At 68.5% G+C, this 21,131-nt stretch carries 18 protein-coding genes and 1 tRNA gene; 9 read left to right on the forward strand and 10 right to left on the reverse strand.

The annotated features are described in order from the left end of the window. Positions 1-10: 10 nt before the first annotated feature. The gene (locus JYA75_RS24480) at positions 11-868 is read right to left on the reverse strand and encodes a glycosyltransferase (RefSeq protein WP_082120205.1); all 858 of its coding nucleotides are present in this window, start codon (positions 866-868) and stop codon (positions 11-13) included. Then, positions 861-2,600 carry a WecB/TagA/CpsF family glycosyltransferase gene (locus JYA75_RS24485; protein WP_082120204.1) on the reverse strand — a complete coding sequence of 580 codons (1,740 nt, stop codon included), beginning with the start codon at positions 2,598-2,600 and terminating at the stop codon, positions 861-863. Before JYA75_RS24485 ends, JYA75_RS24480 begins: the two co-directional genes overlap by 8 nt. 541 nt (positions 2,601-3,141) lie before the next feature. Between JYA75_RS24485 and JYA75_RS24490 the strand changes: the two genes are divergently transcribed. Next, on the forward strand, positions 3,142-4,065 hold the full coding sequence (locus tag JYA75_RS24490; protein ID WP_050036298.1) for a GDP-L-fucose synthase: 924 nt from the start codon (positions 3,142-3,144) through the stop codon (positions 4,063-4,065). Positions 4,066-4,075: 10 nt separating this feature from the next. Here JYA75_RS24490 and gmd read toward each other — a convergent pair whose 3' ends face one another. After that, positions 4,076-5,113, reverse strand: a complete 1,038-nt coding sequence (gene gmd, locus JYA75_RS24495; RefSeq protein ID WP_203329472.1) for a GDP-mannose 4,6-dehydratase — start codon at positions 5,111-5,113, stop codon at positions 4,076-4,078. Next, positions 5,113-6,369 carry a glycosyltransferase family 4 protein gene (locus JYA75_RS24500; RefSeq protein ID WP_050034790.1) on the reverse strand — a complete coding sequence of 419 codons (1,257 nt, stop codon included), beginning with the start codon at positions 6,367-6,369 and terminating at the stop codon, positions 5,113-5,115. Before JYA75_RS24500 ends, gmd begins: the two co-directional genes overlap by 1 nt. Positions 6,370-6,584: 215 nt before the next feature. Here JYA75_RS24500 and JYA75_RS24505 point away from each other — a divergent pair, with 215 nt between their 5' ends. From JYA75_RS24505 to JYA75_RS24515, 3 genes are all read left to right on the forward strand, one after another. Further along, positions 6,585-7,166, forward strand: coding sequence for a methyltransferase type 11 (locus tag JYA75_RS24505; RefSeq protein WP_232334097.1), 582 nt, complete (start codon positions 6,585-6,587; stop codon positions 7,164-7,166). 264 nt (positions 7,167-7,430) lie between these two features. Beyond that, positions 7,431-8,408: a hypothetical protein gene (locus JYA75_RS24510; protein ID WP_050034788.1), complete on the forward strand. Its 978-nt coding sequence runs from the start codon at positions 7,431-7,433 to the stop codon at positions 8,406-8,408. A gap of 141 nt (positions 8,409-8,549) precedes the next feature. Then, entirely contained in the window at positions 8,550-9,449 is a 900-nt protein-coding gene (locus JYA75_RS24515; RefSeq protein WP_161995233.1) for a glycosyltransferase family 2 protein, read from the forward strand. A gap of 60 nt (positions 9,450-9,509) precedes the next feature. Here JYA75_RS24515 and JYA75_RS24520 read toward each other — a convergent pair whose 3' ends face one another. The 6 genes from JYA75_RS24520 to JYA75_RS24545 all read right to left on the reverse strand — a co-directional run bounded on the left by JYA75_RS24520 (position 9,510) and on the right by JYA75_RS24545 (position 16,662). Further along, complete coding sequence (locus JYA75_RS24520; RefSeq protein ID WP_050034786.1) at positions 9,510-10,400, reverse strand: MazG family protein; 891 nt, start codon at positions 10,398-10,400, stop codon at positions 9,510-9,512. Between the two features lie 190 nt (positions 10,401-10,590). Beyond that, positions 10,591-14,223, reverse strand: coding sequence for a transcription-repair coupling factor (gene mfd / locus JYA75_RS24525; RefSeq protein ID WP_050034785.1), 3,633 nt, complete (start codon positions 14,221-14,223; stop codon positions 10,591-10,593). Between the two features lie 88 nt (positions 14,224-14,311). Next, positions 14,312-14,887 carry a PIN domain-containing protein gene (locus JYA75_RS24530; RefSeq protein WP_006938885.1) on the reverse strand — a complete coding sequence of 192 codons (576 nt, stop codon included), beginning with the start codon at positions 14,885-14,887 and terminating at the stop codon, positions 14,312-14,314. 11 nt (positions 14,888-14,898) lie between these two features. Further along, entirely contained in the window at positions 14,899-15,228 is a 330-nt protein-coding gene (locus JYA75_RS24535; RefSeq protein WP_203329473.1) for a helix-turn-helix domain-containing protein, read from the reverse strand. A gap of 44 nt (positions 15,229-15,272) precedes the next feature. After that, positions 15,273-15,908 carry a ScbR family autoregulator-binding transcription factor gene (locus tag JYA75_RS24540; RefSeq protein WP_029542131.1) on the reverse strand — a complete coding sequence of 212 codons (636 nt, stop codon included), beginning with the start codon at positions 15,906-15,908 and terminating at the stop codon, positions 15,273-15,275. A 160-nt stretch (positions 15,909-16,068) separates the two neighbouring features. Beyond that, complete coding sequence (locus tag JYA75_RS24545; RefSeq protein WP_037201479.1) at positions 16,069-16,662, reverse strand: TetR/AcrR family transcriptional regulator; 594 nt, start codon at positions 16,660-16,662, stop codon at positions 16,069-16,071. Between the two features lie 234 nt (positions 16,663-16,896). On the opposite strand from JYA75_RS24545, the gene JYA75_RS24550 reads away from it, so the two are divergent. The 5 genes from JYA75_RS24550 to JYA75_RS24570 all read left to right on the forward strand — a co-directional run bounded on the left by JYA75_RS24550 (position 16,897) and on the right by JYA75_RS24570 (position 21,039). Then, positions 16,897-16,968, forward strand: a tRNA-Gln gene (locus tag JYA75_RS24550). A gap of 71 nt (positions 16,969-17,039) precedes the next feature. Continuing rightward, positions 17,040-18,518 carry a bifunctional UDP-N-acetylglucosamine diphosphorylase/glucosamine-1-phosphate N-acetyltransferase GlmU gene (glmU, locus tag JYA75_RS24555; protein WP_203329474.1) on the forward strand — a complete coding sequence of 493 codons (1,479 nt, stop codon included), beginning with the start codon at positions 17,040-17,042 and terminating at the stop codon, positions 18,516-18,518. Further along, positions 18,515-19,495: a ribose-phosphate diphosphokinase gene (locus tag JYA75_RS24560; protein ID WP_006938895.1), complete on the forward strand. Its 981-nt coding sequence runs from the start codon at positions 18,515-18,517 to the stop codon at positions 19,493-19,495. Before glmU ends, JYA75_RS24560 begins: the two co-directional genes overlap by 4 nt. Before the next feature lie 53 nt (positions 19,496-19,548). Further along, positions 19,549-20,178, forward strand: a complete 630-nt coding sequence (locus JYA75_RS24565; RefSeq protein ID WP_029542126.1) for a DUF2461 domain-containing protein — start codon at positions 19,549-19,551, stop codon at positions 20,176-20,178. A 192-nt stretch (positions 20,179-20,370) separates the two neighbouring features. Continuing rightward, on the forward strand, positions 20,371-21,039 hold the full coding sequence (locus JYA75_RS24570) for a hypothetical protein (protein ID WP_006938898.1): 669 nt from the start codon (positions 20,371-20,373) through the stop codon (positions 21,037-21,039). Positions 21,040-21,131: the final 92 nt, after the last annotated feature.

Below are 21,131 nucleotides of genomic sequence, written 5' to 3' on the forward strand. Positions count from 1 at the left end.
CATGAACCCCTCACCGAGGCTCTCGACTGCTTTCGTCGCGCTCCCACGGCACGTTCGGATGCAGTGCACCCCGCCGGGCCGCGAGCGCCACCGCGATGTACACCGCTGCATCCCCAGCCGATCCGGGTCCCCGGATCGACCGCAGCACCGCGCGAGCGGTGGCCGGGCCGGTGCGGCGCACGCGACTCCGGTCGACGACGCGCGCTTCGGTGCCGCCGCGATGACTGCGACGCAGAATTGCGAGCAGACTTCCGACATCAGTGGGAGTCGTGACCACGGCCGGTTCCGTACGCACCACGGATTTCTCATCGGCGTCGAACAGAGAGTCGACGAAAAGATCGTCCCCCGTAAGATCCGGGAAGGATCCGAACCTCGCATGCCCCTGTCTGCTCAGGCCGTACACACCGGCACCCCACAGTATGGGCTCTCGCTGCGGAATCCGCTGCCGGGCACGGTAGTAGCTGCGAACCAGTGGGTCGGAGCGGTCGAACGCGTAACGGAACTCGGGACGAGCGGCGAGCACGTCACCGCGGGCGAGTCGATCGAGGACGGCCAGTACCGCACCGGCCGAAATCCGGATGTCGGCGTCCAGGTACAGCCGGGGCCACATCGTGGCGATCCGGTCACCGGTATTCAGTGCCGCAGGTTTGGACCCCTCCCGCAACTCGACAACGTGCACGCCCGGGATACGTCGGGCCACCGCGGCGGTGTCGTCGGTACAGCCGTTGGGCACCACAATCAGCTCGATATACCCCTCGGTTGCAGCGTGGCTGAGCGGCAGGAGCGTCCGCTCGATCACCGCGGCTTCGTTGTACGCGGGAACGATCACTGCGCCGCGTCGGTGCGGTCCCGACAGTTGTTCAGCCATGTGAGGTCGCGTGCGGGAGATCTCGCCATTTCCTGCGGTTCAGCACAGCTGCGAGCGTACGTCGACGCTCCCGATCGTAGGAGCGCAGCGCTTCGGCCAATGCCACGGCTCCGCGGAAAAGCACCGCGTACGCGGCTCCGTGGTGTCGTTTCACGTATCGAATTCGGTTCACGGCCATGAGCCGTGCGAGAGCCGGCGATGTACCCGAGCCTCCCTGGCGGTGTTGCACCACCGCCGACGGCTCGAACCGAACCAAATGGCCGCTCTCGCGGATGCGACGGAAGTAGTCCGTCTCCTCGGAGTAGAGAAAGAACTCCTCGTTCCAGGGGCCTACCTCGTGCGCCACCGTGGTTCGAATGAGCAGTGCGGCTCCGGTTGCCCAGTCCACATCGTGAGCTTCGAGGTAATCTGCTGGACAGTAATCGATTTCGGAAAGCAAGGACGGCCTCTTACGAAGTCTGCGGCCGAGCAATGCGTCCCCGACCGCACGCGAGAGCGAGGGCTCGCGTCGAATCGAGTTGTAGACTGCGCCGTCTGCGTCGAGAATGAGCGGTACCACGGCCCCTATTCGGTCGTCGCCACGGAGCGATGTCATCAAGCGGGTCACCGCTCCAGGGGCCAACGACAGATCAGGATTGAGTATCAGCACGGCCTCGCACGGCTCCACGAACGGCATCGCCGCATTGATGCCACCGGCATAGCCGAGATTCCCCCCGGACTCGACCAACGTGATGTCGGTGTGCGAGCGCACCACATCGGTTGTGCCGTCGGACGACTGGTTGTCGACGACAACGACGCGGATCGACTGGTCGCGAGCAGCGATACGCAGGTCGTCGATCAGCCCGGGCAGATCGGACACACTGTTGTACGTCACCACCACCACGGCGACGGTAGCCCGCCGTCGGGGCCCGACGAATGCACCGCGCCCCACACTCCTGTCGGGATGCGCCATCGCCGCTTCGTGCTGGAGGGTCGGTTCTCGGCGCATCAACCGCAGCAATTCCGGCGGATCGTGCACGAGATAGCGACGGCTCAACCGTCGTGGCTCCAGCATCAGTCGCCACGTCCACTCGAAGCCGTGGTCCGCCATCCACCGCGGCGCCCGGCTCACGCGGCCGGCGAGGAAGTCCACCACGGCACCGAACGCGAGCAGCACCCGCGCTCCGGTGTCCGGGCCGAATCGCGCAATCCAATTCTCCTGCAGGGGCTTTCCCAGTCCCACGATCAGGATTTCCACCTCGGCCGAACGGATGTCGGCGGCGATTCCCGCCGACGTTCGGGAGTCGAGTATCTCGGATCGCGCCGGCGCCCAGGTGCCCGCGACCTGCAGGGCGGGAAGGCGCATCCTCAGCGTCTTGCGGAGTTGCTCGTGTGTCTCGGCGGTCCCGCCGAGAAACCCCACCCGCGTGCCGTGTTTCGCCGCGTACTCCAGAATCGGCCAGATCAGGTCACTGCCCGAAAGCTTCGGCCAAGGCCGACCGCTGAGTGCCTCGGCTTTCCGGACGAGCGGCACTCCGTCGAGCAGTGTGAGCCAGCGCAGCCCCCTGGACGGCTCTCCGATGGAAACCGCAGGTGGACGGTCCGTCCAGAAGCTGTCGCGTTCGAAGTGATGGAGATGGTCGAGGTTGGCCGATGCGACGGCGAGCGGGTCCGGTAGGCGGAGCGCATCGACGATGAGGGCCATCGCGAGCTCTCGATCGACCAGATCGATCGGAACGGCATCCACAACCATTCGAGGCCACGGCGTCGGACATGGGTGCGCCGGACCGCGCAGGTCTCGCTGTCCGTGATCCCAACTCGTCCCACCCAACTCGCACCCCTCGAGGCGTCGTTGTTCCGTCGAATTTTACCCGAGCTGCATGCAGTTCGGGCCCGATACGTACGTGCGCGGCCAGATCGGAGCGCCCGACGCGGTGAGCTCGCCGGCACGTGCCGGCCTTGTCGCGTTCCGTCGGCTCAGTCGCAGTCCTGCCCTTGCGCCGGGCACGCGCTGAGAATCTCCGCGCGTCGACGAACGAGCAAGTGGTAACCTTCGAACCCGGTACCGGCTCCGGTTCGAGGTGATCGGTTGGAGGAAGTTGCGGTGCGTGCATGTGCCACCCTCTCCCGGACATCACCGGAGCGTTCGGGACCCCCACCGGAGGATCGAGGTGGCCGTGTCGGATACCGACCCTGCACGGGATAGCGTCGATGTCGATCGGTCCGATCGAGCCTCCTGCGTCGCAGGTCGTCATCCCGGGACGAACTCCTACCCCCTACCTCGAAGCACCCGGATCTACATCGCGGGTCACCGGGGACTGGTGGGATCGGCGCTGTGGCGCCACTTCGCAAAGCGCGGGTTCGAGAATCTGATCGGACGTAGTTCGGCCGAATTGGATCTGCGCGACGCCCGCGCTACCACGGAGTTCTTCGAGGCGACCCGCCCGCAGGTGGTGATCGCCGCAGCAGCACGGGTCGGCGGGATCGCAGCGAACGCTCGTCGACCCGCCGACTTCATCTCCGACAATGTGCGCATACAGGTGAACCTGCTGGACAGCGCCGTCGCGAGTGGCGTGAAGCGATTCCTCTTCCTGGGGTCGAGCTGCATCTACCCCAAGTTCGCAGAACAGCCGATTCGCGAAGAGGCACTCTTCACGGGTCCCTTGGAGGAGACGAACGAAAGCTACGCGGTCGCGAAGCTGGCCGGGATCGCGCACGTCACCGCCATCCGCCGCCAGCACGGCCTGCCCTACATCAGCGCGATGCCCACGAACCTCTACGGTCCGGGCGACAACTTCAGCCCGCACGACAGCCACGTCCTGCCCGCCATGATCCGTCGCCTCCATGACGCGGCCCGGGACAGCGCTCCGCATGCAACGTGCTGGGGCACGGGCCGGCCCCGGCGCGAGTTCATGTATGTCGACGACTTCGCGGATGCCTGCCACTTCCTGCTGGACCACTACGACGACTGCCGGCCGGTCAATGTGGGCACTGGTAGTGACGTAACGATCGCCGAGATCGCGCACCTTGTCGCCGACGTGGTCGGCTACCGCGGGCAGATTCGGTGGGATCCGTCGAAGCCGGACGGCACCCCGCGCAAGTTGCTCGACGTCCGACGCCTCACGGAACTCGGATGGACCGCGAAGACCCCGCTCGAGGAGGGCGTCCGGATGACATACGAGTGGTTCGTCGCGCATCAGGGAACCTGTCGCAGCTGATCCCACAGGGTCAGTGCGACGAGGTGCCCCACCCCGGCAGCTCGGGTCTGTCGATCCGGTGACCGCCTCGAGATTCGAGTGCCGCGAGGTCGGCGTCCACCATGATCTTCACGAGTTGGGGAGTGCGCACCCGAGGATTCCAGCCGAGGATCGCTCCGGCCTTCGCTGCGTCGCCGATCACCGAGTCGACCTCCGCGGGGCGAAGGTAGCGTTCGTCGAATCGCACGTACTTCTCCCAGTCGAGACCGGCGTGGTCGAACGCGAGGGCAAGGAATTCGCGCACGGAATAGCCTTCTCCCGTCGCCAGCACATAGTCGTCCGGGGTCTCGGCCTGCATCATCCGCCACATCCCCTCGACGTATTCGGGTGCGTAACCCCAGTCACGGACTGCGTCGACGTTGCCCATGTACAGATGCCGATCCAGGCCGGCCCGGATGCGAGCCACCGCACGGGTGATCTTTCGCGTGACGAAGGTTTCCCCCCGTCTGGGTGATTCGTGGTTGAACAGGATGCCGTTGACTGTGAAGAGACCATATGCCTCCCGGTAGTTGCGTGCCGTCCAGTAGGCGAACACCTTGGCGGTGCCGTACGGCGAGCGGGGATGGAACGGCGTCTCCTCATTCTGCGGCGGCGGCGATGCGCCGAACATCTCCGAACTCGACGCTTGGTAGAAGCGGCAGTCGAGTCCGATCTGGTGAATCGTCTCGAGCAGCCGAATTGTTCCGAGTGCTGTTGTTTCGGCGGTGTATTCCGGCTCGTCGAAACTCACGCGAACGTGTGACTGCGCCGCCAGGTGGTACACCTCGTCGGGACGAATCGCCGACAGCAGCGCCGTGAGCCGTGCCCCGTCGAGGAGTTCTCCGTAGTGCAGGAACAACCTCGCGCCGGGTACGTGAGAGTCCACGTACAGGTGTTCGATCCGGTGGGTGTTGAACGTCGAGGCACGGCGGATGACTCCGTGGACCTCGTAGCCCTTGTTCAGCAGCAACTCCGTGAGATAGGACCCGTCCTGTCCGGTTATGCCGGTCACGAGTGCGCGTTTGACCATCAGCGCGACCTCTGCCTGCGCGACTCGCGCACGAGATCCCCGATCCATTTCTCGTAGCGCTCCAGGGCCTCGTATGTGGACAAGGTTGTAGCGCAGTAGCGACGTCCCTGCTCCCCCATGTGTGCGGCGAGCGCCCCGTCCGTGCCCAATCGGACCGCCTCCCGGAGCAACAGGTCCGGTCGGTCGGCCGGGATACGGATACCGGCCCCTGATGCGGCGATCTCGGTCGCCGTGAATCCGTCCGCGTCGGTCGCCGCGAGGACAGGCTTGCCGGAGTTGAAATAGGACGTCAGCTTGCTGGGTACCGCCATCTGCGCGACGCCGGGTCGTTCGTTCACGAGAAGCACATCCGCAGCTCCGAGCGCTGAAGGAAAGTCCTCCTCTGTGACCGGCGCCAGGAACTGCAGTGTGGGGATTCCGGCGCCCGCAGCCTCCAGACGAACGCGCTGGTTGCCGTCACCGAGCAGGACGAACCGCACACGGCGGCCTTCGCGACTTGCCAGCCGGGCCGCCGCGACAACATTCTCCAAGCCCTGTTTGGTGCCCATGTTTCCAGCATGCAAGATCACCACCTCGTCGGAATCCCAGCCGTGTGCGGCGCGGAATGCGGAGCTGGCCGCGGGATCCGGGGGTGCGACATGGTTCCAGTTCCGGATCGTGCGAATTCTTCTGCGGTCGACGCCGAGGTGCTCCTCGAGGATCTGCGCGAATCCGTCGTGGATTACCACAATGCCGTCCGCCGACCGAAGGAATGCAGATTCCACCGCCTGTGCCACGCAGGCGGACAAGCCCGACAGCGCCGCCGCCTCCACGACCCCACGGCTGTAGAGGTCGTGGACGATGACGCCGATTGCAGGTCGCCGCCACGACAGCCGTGCGCGCACCACGGACAGTCCTGCCGCCAGCAATGGTGGACTCACGCAGAGGACGACGTCGGGTCCGTTCCATCGCGCGAGCAGAAGCTGAAGCCCGAAGCTCATCTCCATCAACGCTCGACCGACTGCCGTAGCACCCCGCGGGACGTGGTGACCGAAGCGCCGAATCCGAACGCGATCCTCGATTTCGTCGGATCGGAACCGGAAACCTCCGTCCAGGCGCTTCCATTGCGGATAATGAGGGAATCCGGTCAGAACTTCGACTTCGTGCCCACGCGCGGCCAATCCGGACGCGAGAAGGGTCGTATAGGGCGCGATCCCGGTCGGCTCTGGGGCGAAGTTGATGCCCAGGATCGCGATACGAACCTTCGGTCCGGTCATGAGAACCGAGGGTAGTACGCGCGAACCACGCAAACGGCGCATCGAACCGGATCGAGATCGGCCCTGTCGTCGCACGGCGGTGATAGCATAGGCGTCTTGCGAACGTCGAGAGCCTGATCACCGGAGGGGGATCTGTGGCCGGCACCCAACTGCGACGCATACTCGTGGATTCTCCGACATCTCTGGGCGCCAGAACGAGGATGCGGCGTTGGCAGATGTTTCGTGAGGCATTCCCGGCGATCGAGAACATGCGGGTTCTGGATCTCGGCGGAACGATAGAGGCATGGCGCCGTGCCCCGGTCAGGCCCGAGCACGTTACGGTACTCAATCTCTTCGAGCCCGGTGAGTCCGACGACGGGTGGATCGTTCCCGTCCTCGGTGATGCGTGCGATGCGACCCGCGTCCTTGCACAGGCGGACGTCGACTCCCGCTTCGACATCGTGTTCTCGAATTCACTCATCGAGCACGTGGGCGGACATGCCCGCAGAGCGGAGCTGGCGCGACAGGTCCGGCGCCTCGCGCCGCACTATTGGATTCAGACGCCATATCGTTACTTCCCCCTCGAACCGCACTGGCTCTTTCCCGGAATGCAGTTTCTGCCTGCCGCTGCCCGGGTCGCCATTGCCGCACACTGGCCCTTGGTCCACACGAGGCCGGCGAACATCGACGAGGCGCGCAACGAGGTTCTGTGGACCGAACTGGTGAGCATCACAGAGATGCGCGACTACTTCCCCACGGCGACCATTCTGCGCGAACGGATACTGGGTGTCCCCAAATCGATCATCGCGGTGGGCTGACGGATGCCACTCCCGACACCCGATTCGACCCGAAATCCTGGGGTGTTTTCCGACAGAGCGCTCCGTCCGAGTCGAAGATTCGACGGCAAGGCCGGAGGTAGCATCGAAATGGAACAGGCCCCGATGGCGATCCCGAACACGAATCGCCCGTTTCGCCCGGTAGCGCAGCGCGGAGGACGTCCCGGATCGCTGCAATCGTGGTCCACCGCGTACACCCGGACATCCGACGCGCTGCAGCCCCCGGGAGGGAAGGAAACACTCACGATGACGAAGTCCGCGACCATTCCGGGCCTGCGCGTCGGCGACCTGGTCGAGGTTCGAAGCGCCGAAGAGATCCTCGCGACGCTGGACGAACGGGGCGAGCTCGAGAACCTGCCCTTCATGCCGGAGATGCTCGGGTTCTGCGGCCGTCGGCTGACCGTGCACAAGGTTGCGCACAAGCTCTGCGACACCATTTCGGGCAGCGGCATCCACAGGATGGACAATGCGGTCCACCTGACCGATTCGCGCTGTGACGGCTCCGCGCACGGGGGCTGCCAGACAGCGTGTTCCCTGTACTGGAAGGAAGCCTGGCTCAAACGCGTCGGCCCCGGAACGCCGACTTCGTCCGTCTCCGGCCGTATCGAGATTCCATTGCTCGAGGTCAACACCCGCAAGGAACCGGGACCCGACGGCCGACCACGCTATTCGTGCCAGGCCACCGAGCTGATGCGCGCCGCGCCGACGTGCCTGCCGTTCCGCGATCTCGGCCAGTATGTGACGGACGTGAAGACCGGAAACGCCGGTCCCATCGACTCGATCAAGGCCTTTCTCGTAAGCCTGTTCAATCGCCTGCAGGACGCCAGCAGGCGGCGGCTACCGCGCAAGCTGTGGTTCCGCGACGGGCTGCCCTGGGGCTTCGTCGCGGGCAAGGCGGTCGGAAGGACGCCGACCGCCCACCTGAACCTCCAACCGGGCGAGATGGTACGCATCAAGCCCAAGGATCAGATCATGTTGACGCTCAACGAAGATCGGTTGAACCGGGGCATGGGCTTCGAGGAAGAGATGGCCCGCTACTGCGGCCGCACGGCACGAGTGCAGGCCCGGGTCACCAAATGTATAGACGAGAAGACCGGCGAGTTGCTGACCATGAAGAACCCCTGCATCGTGCTGGCGGACGTCGTCTGCAGCGGCGCGTACAACGCCAACTGCCCCCGCGAATTCGTGCCTTTCTGGCGGGAAATCTGGCTCGAACGTATCTGAAAACCGGACTCGGTGTCCGGTCCACCGAGTACCGGCCTGATCGAAGAAGCCGCCAGGCCTGTCGTCGCCCCGGCCCGAGCATTCCGCCCGAGGCGTGGAGGCACGGTGTAATGCACGAGTCGAGCGACGAGGGGGTGCCCGATGGGCCACACCGACACGCTGGTCTCCATCGGGTTGCCCGTTCGCGACGGGGCGGATCGCCTCGAGGTCGTGGTGCAATCGGTGCTCGCCCAGGACCACACCGACATCGAACTCGTGATCTGCGATAACGCCTCCACCGACGGGACCGAGGAGCTGTGCCGCAGCCTGGCGGAGCAACACAGCCGGGTCGTCTACCACCGGCACCCCGTGAACGTGGGCCTGCTCAACAACTACATCAGCGCGCTCCGGCTGGCCACCGGCACCTTCTTTCGGTGGGTAGGCGATGACGACTGGCTTGCACCGCGCTGCATCTCCAGGGCTCTGGAGGCGTTCGCAGCCGACGACCGGCTGATCCTGGTGACGAACCGAATCGAGTACACCGCTCCGAACGGCCTGACACGACTCAGCCCGCACCACGGCACGGCCCTCGCTTCCGACGACCCGGTTACGCGGTTCACCGCGATGCTGGGGATGCTGAACGAGGCCATCCCACTGGTCGATCCTCTGTACAGCTTGATCCGACGCGAACCCGCGGTACGGATCGAGCGTCGGAACATGCTGCGCGAAGACGAGGTGTTCGCCGCCAAGCTGGCGCTTGCCGGGCCATGGGGGCACGTGCCGGAGGTGCTGGCGCGACGGCACCTGACGCATGCGACACCGTCGATGCTGGCACGCAAGCTCGACGTACCGTCGTGGCAGGCGTACATCGCGACCACACTGGAGTGCAGGGAAATGGTGCGATCGCTGGCCGAGTACGACCTGAGCGCCGAGCAGCGGCGCAGGGCCCGGCGCGCTGTGGCCCAATTGTATGCACGGCGCCAGCAGGACTTGCTGATTCGAGTCGGCCGCAAGCTCACGCGCACGACCCGCCGACGTGCAGGACGTCGCCAGACAGGTTAGGCCGCGGGCGGCGGGCTGCCGCATCCTGCCGGGTCGGGCGACCCCGACCGGCGTCGTCGCTCACGTCTGCGGCCAATACCTGCGCCAGTCGTCGCTCGACAATGGTCTTCGCTTACCGCGATCGGCTTCGGCGGCGTCTTCGGCTCTGCGGATCCGGCCGGCGAAAGCCACGACAGCGGTCCGCAGCGTCTGCTCGGCGCTGCCCTCACCGCAGATCCGTACCGAACCGAGCGATTCCGGTACCAGATCCGACGGAAATCCCGCCTTGGCGCTGCGGGTCAGCACCTTCTCGGTCAACGCCAGCGCCGGCTGCGCCATCGCGATGCCGTCCAGGCAGGAGGGCCGGGCCTTCTCCGCCGCCTTCGCCACCTCCCACGCCGCCTCCTGCTCGGCCACGTCGATCGGGCCGGTGTGACCGTTGGTCAGGTGCGGGCTGCGCAACGCGAGCTTGGTGACGAGCGTGTCGGCGACATCGTCGACGGTGAACGGGTCGGTGCCGGACTCCTGGGCGATCCGCGAGTGGAACAGCACCTGGAGCAACAGGTCTCCCAGTTCCTCGCGCAGGCCGTGCGGGTCACCTTCCTCGATCGCGTCGAGCAGTTCGTAGGTCTCCTCGAGCAGGTAGCGGCGCAACGAATCGTGCGTCTGGGTGACCTCCCAGCCGCCGAATCCCCACAGCCGGTCCATCACCTCCACGGCACGCAGCAGGCGCTCCCCCGGCGCGGGCGGGGCGGCGATCACCCGCTCACCCCGCCGCACGCGTTCACGCACCGCCTCGTGCCCGGCGTCGACGGCCACCAACGTCTCGGCGTCGGATCCCGCTGTCGCGCCGAGCGTTTCCCGAACCGCCGCCGGCACGTCGTCGGTGCAGGCGAGCGGCCCGGTCAGCAGCGGCACCGCCTCGAGCGGCACCGATCCGGGCCGGTACGGGTCGAGCAGAATCACCGTCACGGCCGTCGCCTCACATTCCCCGTCGCTGCGCTCGCCCCGGTCACATTCCCCGTCGCTGCGCTCGCCCCGGTCACATTCCCCGTCGCTGCGCTCGCCCCGGTCACATTCCCCGTCGCTGCGCTCGCCCCGGTCACATTCCCCGTCGCTGCGCTCGCCCCGGTCACATTCCCCGTCGCTGCGCTCGCCCCGGTCACACGCTCGCGACGGCCGGCACGCGCACGTCCACCGAACCCTGCGCCTTACCGTCGAGGGCGAGCAGGAAGTCCGCGATGTACTGCAGCAACTCGACGTCGCGCACCCGATCGGAGCCCACCCCACCGGTCCGCGGCAACGGCAGCTGCACCAGGCCGCTCGTGGCCCGGTACTGCGCCGCCGGGTAGAGCCGCTTGAGCCGCATCTGCTTCGAATCCGGCAGATGCATCGGCGAGATCTTCAGCTGGGTACCGGAGACCGCGACCTCCTCGAGGGCGTACTCGCGGCACAGCAGGCGCAGCTTGGCCACCGACACCAGCCGGCCGACCTCCTCGGGCAGCGGGCCGTAGCGGTCGACGAGTTCCTCGACCACCGCGGCGATCGCGTCGTCGTCGTGCGCCGCGGCGAGCTTGCGGTAGGCCTCGAGCCGCAGCCGGTCGGAGGTCACGTAGTCCGGCGGGATGTGGGCGTCGACCGGCAGGTCCACGCGCACCTCCTTGGCGGCCTCCTCCGTGGCGACGGGCCGGCCGTCCGCGGCGGCCCGGAAGGCCTCCACCGCCTCGCCGACGAGCCGCACGTACAGATCGAACCCGACGCCGGCGACGTGACCGGACTGCTCCGCGCCCAGCACGTTTCCCGCGCCGCGGATCTCGAGGTCCTTCATGGCCACGGCCATGCCCGCACCGAGGTCGGAGTTCTGGGAGATCGTGGCGAGCCGGTCGTACGCCGTCTCGGTCAGCGGCTTCTCCGGCGGATACAGGAAGTACGCGTAACCCCGCTCGCGGGACCGGCCGACGCGCCCGCGCAGCTGATGCAGCTGCGACAGGCCGAGCGAATCGGCGCGTTCGACGATGAGGGTGTTGGCGTTGGAGATGTCCAGGCCCGTTTCGACGATGGTGGTGCACACCAGGACGTCGTACTGACGTTCCCAGAAGCCCTGCACGGTCTTCTCGAGGGTGTCCTCGTTCATCTGCCCGTGCGCGACCGCCACCCGCGCCTCGGGGACGAGGTCACGAATCCGCTTGGCGGCCTTGTCGATCGAGCTGACCCGGTTGTGCACGTAGAACACCTGCCCGTCGCGCAGCAGCTCGCGACGGATGGCGGCGGCGACCTGCTTGTCCGCGTAGGCGCCCACGTAGGTGAGCACCGGGTGCCGCTCCTCGGGCGGGGTGAGGATCGTCGACATCTCGCGGATGCCGGCCATGCTCATCTCCAGGGTGCGCGGAATCGGCGTCGCGGACATGGTCAGCACGTCGACGTGCGTGCGCAGCGCCTTGATGTGCTCCTTGTGCTCGACGCCGAATCGCTGCTCCTCGTCCACGATCACGAGGCCGAGGTCCTTCCAGCGCACGCCGGTCTGCAGCAGCCGGTGGGTGCCGACGACGATGTCGACCGCGCCGTCGGCGAGGGCAGCGATCGTCTCCTTCGACTCGGCGGGATCGGTGAAGCGGCTCAGGCCCTTGACGGTGACGGGGAACGACGCCATCCGCTCCGTGAAGGTCTGCAGGTGCTGTTGCGCCAGCAGCGTGGTGGGCACCAGCACCGCGACCTGCTTGCCGTCCTGCACGGCCTTGAACGCGGCGCGCACCGCGATCTCGGTCTTGCCGTAGCCGACGTCGCCGATGACGACGCGGTCCATCGGGACCGCCTTCTCCATGTCGGCCTTGACCTCGGAGATGACGGTGAGCTGATCCTGGGTCTCGGTGAACGCGAACGCGTCCTCCATCTCCTTCTGCCACGGGGTGTCCGGGGCGAACGCGTGCCCGGGCGCGGCCTGGCGCGCCGCGTACAGCTGCACCAGCTCCCCGGCGATCTCACGAACAGCCTTGCGCGCCTTGCGTTTCGTGTTGGCCCAGTCGGAGCCGCCGAGCTTGCTCAGGGCGGGCATCTCGCCGCCGACGTAGCGGGAGAGCTGATCGAGGGACTCCATCGGCACGAACAGCCGGTCACCCGGCTGCCCGCGTTTGCTCGGGGCGTACTCGATGACCAGGTACTCGCGGCGGGCACCGCCCACGGTCCGTTCCACCATCTCGACGAAACGGCCGATGCCGTGCTGGTCGTGGACCACCATGTCCCCGGCGGTGAGCGCCAGCGGGTCGACCTGGTTGCGACGCTTGACCGGCGTGCGGCGCCCCTCGGCGGCGGTCACCCGGTTGCCCGTGAGGTCGGACTCGGTGACGAGCACCAGGCCGGGCACGTCCGCGCCGTCGCCCGGCAGGACCACGCCGTCGTGCAGCGCGCCGCACAGCACCCCGACCGTGCCGCGCACCGGCTCGGCGCCCGGATCGAGACGCGCGGCGGGCACGTCGTTCTCCTGCAGGCGCTCGAGCACCCGCTGCCCGGTGCCGGCGCCCGCGACGACGATCGCGGCCCGCCCGCCGGTGGTGACGTGCGCGCGCAGGTTCGCGAAGAGCATCGTCAGCAGCTCGTCCGAGCCGCGCACCTCCGGCGCCGGCTGCACGTCGAGCACGACCTCGGTGTCGGCGCCCGACGCCAGCGGGCTCAGCGTCCACCACGGCCGGCCCGCCGCCTCCGCCGTCTCCCGCACCTGGGTCAGCGGCCGGTACGCCGACGCGGCCAGGTCCACGCCCTTCATGTTGGCGGTGTCCAGCGGCGCGGCACCACCGAGCGAGGCCGCGGTCCACGACGCCTCGAGAAACTCCTGACCGGTGCGCATCAGATCCGCCGCGCGGGTGCGCACCTTCTCCGGATCGCACAGCAGCACGTGCGTGCCGGCCGGCACGACGTCGGTCAACAGCTGCAGCTCGCCCGTCTGCAGCACCGGCAGCAGCGCCTCCATGCCCTCGACCGGAATACCGGAGGCCATCTTGTCGAGCATCTCCACCAGCGCCGCATCGGCCGGGTTGTCCTGCGCCAGCCGGGCCGCGCGCTCCTTGACCTGCTCGGTGAGCAGCAGCTCCCGGCAGGGCGGGGCGATGAGGGTGCCCACCTCGAGTTCGGGGATGGACCGCTGGTCGGCGACGGAGAACGGGCGCAGCTCGGTGACCTCGTCGCCCCAGAACTCGACCCGCACCGGATGGTCCGCGGTCGGCGGGAAGACGTCGAGGATGCCGCCGCGCACCGCGAACTCGCCGCGCTTGCCGACCATGTCGGCGCGGGTGTAGGCCAGCTCGACGAGCCGCTCGATCAGCTCGTCGAAGTCGTGCTCCGCGCCGACCCGCAGGGTGACGGGCTCGATGTCGCCCAGACGCGGGGCCATCGGCTGCACCAGCGACCGCACGGTCGCGACGATCACCCGCAGCTCGGGGCCGTAGTCGCGGTCCTCGGGGTGGGCGAGCCGGCGCAGCACCTGCAACCGGCGGCCGACGGTGTCGGCGCTGGGCGAGAGCCGCTCGTGCGGCAGCGTCTCCCACGACGGGAACTGCGCGACGACGTCGCCGAGCATCTCGTGCAGTTCGGCCGTCAGGTCGTCCGCCTCGCGGCCGGTCGCGGTCACCACGAGCAGCGGCGTCTTCGCGGCCAGCGCGGCGGCGACGAACGGCCGGGCCGACGGCGGGGCCACCAGGGCCTGTTCGGCGGTCCCGGCGAGGGCGGCCACACGTTCGAGCTGAGCGTCGGCCAGCGCGATCCGCGCCAATCCGGACAGGGGGGTGACGGACACGTCGGACACGGGAAGGGCGCTCCTGGGTTCGAGAAGAGGACCGTCCGAGTCTATGCGGTGTCCGGTTCGGGCTGCCAGGACCACCGGGGGCGTCCGGTCACGGTCGGACCGGGTCCGCGGCCAGCAGATCGGCGCTGTTGTCGCCGAGATCGCGACGGGCCCACGCGGCCAGCCGGGTCTGCAGGGCGGCGTCGGGGGTCTCCTCGCCGGGCCCGAGCCACCGCCGTCGCGCCATCCGCAGCAGCACGCGCCGGCAACGCTGCGGTTCGGCGTCGAGCACGTACGCGACGAACGCGTCCGGCGTCTGCGGCTCGACCCCGGACCGCTCGAGCGAGCGAGCGAGACCGGCGTCGGTGGTGACGACGACGTCGGCCTGCGCGAACAGCGCCACCGCGGTCAGGTGCGCGTCGCGGGGATCGCTGATGTACGGCACCTCCCGCAGCACCGTGGCCGGCCAGGTCACCCGGGCCTCGGGGAAGGCGGTTTCGAGTTCGGCGAACAGGAAGTCCCGCGCCGGGCGCGACATGTGCGACGGCAGCCGCCGCTCCACCTCGGCGACGATGCCGTCGCTCCAATAGGGCTGGAACAGCGTGTCTTCGGCCAGGGCGAGCAGCACGTCGCGCACGCGTGGCGGCGTCAGCGCCGGCGCGTCGAGTACCGCTCGGATCGGCACGACCGTTCCCCCTAGAATTCGTCGTCGTAGAGGCCGTCGCGGCGGCTCAGGTCGGCGACGGTGTCCAGGGCCCGGGTCCGGGTCTCGGCGCGCCGCTCGGCGTAGGCGAGGACGTCGGCGCGGCGGATGCGGCGGTGCAGGCCGCGGAACCGGGACGGCAGGGTGCCGTCGTCGACGAGGCGGCCCACATGCCGGCGACCGACGCCGAGCACGTCCGCCGCCTGGGCGGTGGTGAGCATCGCCGGCACCGGGGTGATGGTCACGGCGGCGGCGCCGAGCTCGTCCAGGGTGCGGGCGAGTGCCGCACCGGCCGCGTCCGCGTCGAACGGTCCCAGGGTCACGGCGGCGATCGTGTCAGGCGGAGGCACCGAACGCAATCGCCCGGCTACACCCGCAGCCGGCGCGAGACGAACTGCCGGAAGTACTCGACCTTGTCGGCGGGCACGAGCGCGGGCACCAGCAGGCGCCACATGTTCTCGAGATGCTCGACGAGCTCGTCCCGACGATTCAGTGCCGCCGCGACCGCGCGAGCCCCGGTCAGGGCCTGCAGCACGAGCAGGCCCACCGCGTCCGGTTCGAGCTCCTCGCTCAGGTCGCCCTCCGCGAGGGCCCGCTTGGCGAGATCCTGCACCGTCGAGAGCCAGATCGCGAAGACCCCTTCCCCGGACCCGCGGTAGTCGCCGATCTCGATCACCAGCCGGAACATGGCGCGCACGATCGGGTCGGCACGGGACACGTCGACCGTGAGGACCGACAGTTCGATCATGGTCTCGAGGGCGGGGGTCCGGTCGCTGATCGCGCTCAGCCCGGCCGAACCCAGCCGGGCGAAGCCCTCGTCGATGACCGCGCGGGCCAGCTCCTCCTTGGAGGCGAAGTGGAAGTACAGCGCGCCCTTGGTGACACCGGACTGCTGGATGATCTCGTTGAGGCTGGCGTTGGCGTAGCCGAGATTCATGAACACTTCCGCGGCGCCGCGCAACACGGAGTCGCGCGTCACCTCGGCGCGAACCTGCCGGGCCATTCATCCCCCTCGATGCGGGCTCGGCGCCGCCCGGCGACCCGGACGATCGGCGCCGATCGCCGCTCCGCTGGGTACCACGATCACCTCGCAATTGCTCGTCGAGTCGGCTGGGCAACGATACCACCTGGTAGGGGCGCGATCGGGAGTTCGCATCGCCCGGTCAGTCGGTCCCGAGCTGCGGATTCGCCTCCAGATGGGTGAGGCCGTTCCAGCACAGGTTCACCAGGTGGGCGGCCACGACCTCCTTCGACGGGCTGCGCTCGTCCAGCCACCACGTGGCGGCCGTCGCGACCATGCCCACCAGCGCCTGCGCATACAGCGGGGCCAGGTCCGGGTCGAAGCCCCGGCGGGAGAAGTCGCCGGCGAGGATGTGCGCCACCTGCCGCACCGCCTCGTTCAGCAGGGACGAGTACGTGCCCTCCTCCGCGGCGACCGGGGAGTCCCGCACGAGGATGCGGAAGCCGTCGGTGCGTTCCTCGACGTAGGTGAGCAGGGCGAGCGCCACCCGCTCGACCCGGATGCGCGAGCGGTTCTGCGTCAGGCTCGCGCTGATCATCGACATCAGGGTCGACATCTCCCGGTCCACGACCACGGCGTACAGGCCTTCCTTGCCGCCGAAGTGCTCGTAGACCACGGGCTTGGAGACCTGGGCCCGCTGGGCGATCTCCTCGATGGACGCCGCCTCGTAGCCGCGCTCGGCGAAGATCGCCCGCCCGATCTCGATGAGCTGTTCCCGGCGCTGGGTCCCGGTCATCCGGACCCGGGGGCTGCGGTCGGCGTGGTTCTGCGACGGTTTCGACACGTGTACATCCTTTCCGGCACCCGGCCGGACCCTGTGCCACCGGAAAACACCGAGGACGACGCGCGGCGGGTTGCGATCAGCCTATCCGTGGCGGCGACGCGCCCGGCCCCGCGTTCGACTCCGGGTGTGGCGGCATGCGAGGATCACAGACGCATGACCGGGGCGTCGGCGCCGGGAATGCGGCAGTCCGCCGTGGTGTAATCGGCAGCACCTCTGATTTTGGTTCAGATAGTTCAGGTTCGAGTCCTGGCGGCGGAGCGGGGCAGTCGGGGCCGGCGAGCTCCCCTGCCGGTGCCGAACCTGCGCATGTCGAACGTCGAGGGAGCTTCATGCAAGTGCAGACCGCAGTTGTCGTTCTGGCGGCCGGAGCGGGTACGCGAATGCGATCCAAGACCCCGAAGGTGCTGCACACACTCGGGGGTCGCACGATGCTCGCCCATTCGCTGCACGCGGCCGCAGAGCTGGACCCGAGCCACCTGGTGGTGGTCGTCGGGCACGAGCGCGAGCGGGTTTCCGCCGCGACCACCGAGATCGCCGAGACGCTCGACCGCAAGGTGTCGATCGCGGTCCAGGACCGGCAGCTCGGTACCGGGCACGCGGTGCAGTGCGGGCTCGACGCGCTGCCCGGCGACTTCTCCGGCGTGGTCGTCGTCACCAACGCCGATGTCCCGCTGCTCGACGGCCACACCCTCGAGGCTCTCGAAGCCGAGCACCTCGCCGAACCGGCGCAGTCGGCGGTGACCGTCCTGACGTTCCTCGCCGACGATCCCACCGGGTACGGCCGCATCGTCCGGAACGGCCACGGCGAGATCCGCGAGATCGTCGAGGAGACCGACACCGACGCCGAGCAGGCTGCCATCAACGAGGTCAACGCCGGCATCTACGCCTTCGACGCGAAGTTCCTCCGCAGCGCGCTGACCCGGCTGCGGGCCCACAATGCGCAGGGCGAGCTGTACCTGACGGACGTCGTCACGATCGCCCGGGAGGACGGCCTGCCGGTGTTCGCCGCCCAGCTCGCCGACCCGATGAAGGTCGCGGGCGCGAACGACCGGGTGCAGCTCGCGGCGCTCGCCGCGCAGTTGAACCGGCGCACCCTCGAGCACTGGATGCGGGCGGGTGTGACCGTGATCGACCCGTCCAGCACGTGGGTGGACGTCGACGTCGTCCTCGCCCGGGACGTGACCCTGCACCCCGGGGTGCAGCTGCACGGCCGGACTGTGATCGACGAGGACGCGGTGATCGGCCCGGACACCACGCTGACGAACGTGCGGATCGGCGCCGGGGCGTCGGTCGTGCGCACCCACGGGTCGGACTCCGTGATCCGCGAGGGCGCGACCGTCGGGCCGTTCGCCTACCTGCGGCCGGGCACCGACCTCGGGGAATCCGGCAAGATCGGCACGTTCGTGGAGACCAAGAACGCCGAGATCGGCGCGCACTCGAAGGTGCCGCACCTGACCTACGTCGGCGACGCCACCATCGGCGAGTACTCGAACATCGGGGCCTCGAGCGTGTTCGTCAACTACGACGGCGTGCACAAGTCGCGCACGGTCGTCGGATCCCACGTCCGGACCGGGTCGGACACCATGTTCGTGGCCCCCGTGACGGTCGGCGACGGAGCTTACACCGGCGCCGGCACGGTCCTGCGCCGCAACGTTCCGCCGGGGGCGCTTGCGGTGTCGGGTGCGCCACAGCGCAATATTGAAGGCTGGGTCCAGCGAAACCGACCCGGGACCCCCGCGGCCGAGGCAGCGTCTGCAGCACGGCAGCAGCAAGAGATCGAACGGCATAAGGACGGCCAGGACCAGTGACCTCCAATTGGATCGACAACCAGAAGAACTTGATGCTCTTCTCCGGCCGGGCCCACCCCGAGCTGGCCGAGCAGGTGGCGAAGGAGCTCGACGTCCAGGTCACCCCGCAGACCGCGCGTGACTTCGCCAACGGCGAGATCTTCGTGCGGTTCGAGGAGTCCGTGCGCGGCTCCGACGCGTTCGTGCTGCAGAGCCACCCGTTCCCGCTCAACCAGTGGGTGATGGAACAGCTCATCATGATCGATGCGCTCAAGCGAGGCTCGGCCAAGCGCATCACCGCCGTCCTGCCGTTCTACCCGTACGCCCGCCAGGACAAGAAGCACCGCGGCCGTGAGCCCATCTCCGCCCGCCTGATCGCCGATCTGCTCAAGACCGCCGGCGCGGACCGCATCATCACCGTCGATCTGCACACCGACCAGATCCAGGGCTTCTTCGACGGCCCGGTCGACCACATGCACGCCCAGGGCCAGCTCGCCGAGTACATCCGCGACAGGTACGGCGTCGAGAACATCGCCGTGGTCTCCCCCGACTCCGGCCGCGTCCGCGTCGCCGAGAAGTGGGCCGACACCCTCGGGGGCGCCCCGCTGGCGTTCATCCACAAGACCCGCGACCCGCTGGTCCCGAACCAGGTCAAGTCCAACCGCGTGGTCGGTGAGGTCGAGGGCCGCACCTGCATCCTCATCGACGACATGATCGACACCGGCGGCACCATCGCCGGGGCCGTGAAGATCCTGAAGGAGGCCGGCGCGGGCGACGTCGTCATCGCCGCCACCCACGGCGTGCTCTCGCACCCCGCCTCCGAGCGCCTCGCCGCGTGCGGTGCCGAGGAGGTCATCGTCACCAACACGCTGCCGATCGACGACGAGAAGCGGTTCCCGACGCTCACCGTCCTGTCGATCGCGCCGCTGCTCGCGCGCACCATCCAGGAGGTGTTCGAGAACGGCTCGGTGACGTCGCTGTTCAACGGTTCCGCGTAGTCGCGGAAGGCGGTGTACTTTCGGACCGTCACCGGACCGAAAGGACACCCGGCATGTTCACCGGCTTCCCCGTTGCCGCCCTCGACTTCTACGAAGACCTCGAGGCGGACAACAGCAAGCCGTTCTGGGCCGCGCACAAGGCCGTCTACGACGACTGCGTGCGCGGCCCGATGCTTGCCCTGCTCGCGGAACTCGAACCGGAGTTCGGCCCGGGCAAGGCGTTTCGTCCGCATCGCGACGTCCGCTTCAGCGCGGACAAGTCGCCGTACAAGACTCATCAGGGCGGATTCGTGCAGACCGGGCCCGGCGTCGGGTTCTACGTGCAGATCGACGCCGCCGGGCTGCGGATCGCCGGCGGCTTCTACGCGGGCTCGTCCGCACAGGTCTCCGCATACCGTGCCACCGTGGACGATTCGCGCCACGGCCCCCGGCTCGAGACGCTCGTGCGGCGGCTGCGCCGGGCCGGGTACGAGATCGGTGGCGAACGGCTGAAGACCCGTCCGCGCGGCGTCGCGGAGGACCACCCCCGTCTCGACCTGCTGCGGCACAAGTCCCTCACCGCCGCGCGGGAGCACCCGTCGCCCGAGTGGCTCGACACGCCGCGCACCCTCGACGAGGTGCGCACCGCGTGGCGCGACGTCCGGCCGCTCGTGGAGTGGCTGACCGCCGCCACCGCCGCCTGAAAAGCGTTCGCATCGCGGTCGATTCCGAGCCCCCTCGGCAAACCGATCGGTATGGAAAGTCGTGTGGCACAAGACTTTGCCGCCCGGACGCCGACGGTTAACATGATCTTCATCACTCCCACATCCCTCAGCCGCAGGTCGTGCAGGACCCCCCCGACCGACCGGGCCGGCTTTGACTTAAGGTGGCTCCTCGTGATCGACGCTCAAACCCTCGAGGCCCCCACCGAAAACGCGAAACTCGAGACCGTCCGGCGGTGGAGGCCGGGAGCCTGCGTCTGGTGCGGCGACACCGATTCCGTCGAGGAGTTCCGCAACGAACCCCGTTGCGCCACTTGCCGCACGCACGAGTCGATCATCGACGAGGCGCGCAAGTTCGTCGGCATGTACGGCCTGCGTCCCATCGGCGGCACCCTGCAGTCGGACGACGAGGAGGAGTACGAGCACCGCAAGGCCGCCCGCGACTCACGCCGCGTCCTCAACGACATCCGGCTCGCCGAACAGCCCGACCCCGCCCTCGTCCGCAAGGCCCTGCGCCCCCGCGCCGCCGCCGTCGTCGCCGAGACCGCCCCGGCGCGCCGGACCGCCACGCCGCGCACGTCCTCGTCGCGCCCGTCGCAGCGCGCCGCCTCCGAGCCGGCCCCCGCGCCGGTGCGCACCGGCGCCGTCGACGTCGACGAGATCCAGAACCGCGCCCTCGCGCTGCTCGACCAGCTCTCCGCGATCGACGCGCAGCTCGCCCTCGTCGCCGAGCAGTCCGGCCTCGCCGCCCGCGCCCGCCGCGGTGACCTCGAGAAGCAGAAGGCCACCGTCCTGCGCACCCTGGCTGCCCTGGAGAAGGCCCGGCTCAGCGCCACCCGATAGGGAACTTCTCGCCCCGAGGGGGAGGTTGTCGCGGCATCGTTCGAGTGCCGCAGTCGACAACCTCCCCCTCGTCGCATATATCACCTGGTGGG

This window comes from Rhodococcus sp. PSBB066 (genome assembly GCF_017068255.1).
GTDB classification, from domain to species: domain Bacteria; phylum Actinomycetota; class Actinomycetes; order Mycobacteriales; family Mycobacteriaceae; genus Rhodococcus; species Rhodococcus aetherivorans.

Bases quoted from the DNA above. Each gene is read 5' to 3' on its own strand.
- JYA75_RS24480 (WP_082120205.1), bottom strand. From the start codon at position 868: ATGGCTGAACAACTGTCGGGACCGCACCGACGCGGCGCAGTGATCGTT.
- JYA75_RS24485 (WP_082120204.1), bottom strand. From the start codon at position 2,600: ATGGTTGTGGATGCCGTTCCGATCGATCTGGTCGATCGAGAGCTCGCG.
- gmd (WP_203329472.1), bottom strand. From the start codon at position 5,113: ATGGTCAAACGCGCACTCGTGACCGGCATAACCGGACAGGACGGGTCC.
- JYA75_RS24500 (WP_050034790.1), bottom strand. From the start codon at position 6,369: ATGACCGGACCGAAGGTTCGTATCGCGATCCTGGGCATCAACTTCGCC.
- JYA75_RS24505 (WP_232334097.1), top strand. From the start codon at position 6,585: ATGTTTCGTGAGGCATTCCCGGCGATCGAGAACATGCGGGTTCTGGAT.
- JYA75_RS24510 (WP_050034788.1), top strand. From the start codon at position 7,431: ATGACGAAGTCCGCGACCATTCCGGGCCTGCGCGTCGGCGACCTGGTC.
- JYA75_RS24515 (WP_161995233.1), top strand. From the start codon at position 8,550: ATGGGCCACACCGACACGCTGGTCTCCATCGGGTTGCCCGTTCGCGAC.
- JYA75_RS24540 (WP_029542131.1), bottom strand. From the start codon at position 15,908: ATGGCCCGGCAGGTTCGCGCCGAGGTGACGCGCGACTCCGTGTTGCGC.
- JYA75_RS24545 (WP_037201479.1), bottom strand. From the start codon at position 16,662: ATGACCGGGACCCAGCGCCGGGAACAGCTCATCGAGATCGGGCGGGCG.
- glmU (WP_203329474.1), top strand. From the start codon at position 17,040: ATGCAAGTGCAGACCGCAGTTGTCGTTCTGGCGGCCGGAGCGGGTACG.
- JYA75_RS24565 (WP_029542126.1), top strand. From the start codon at position 19,549: ATGTTCACCGGCTTCCCCGTTGCCGCCCTCGACTTCTACGAAGACCTC.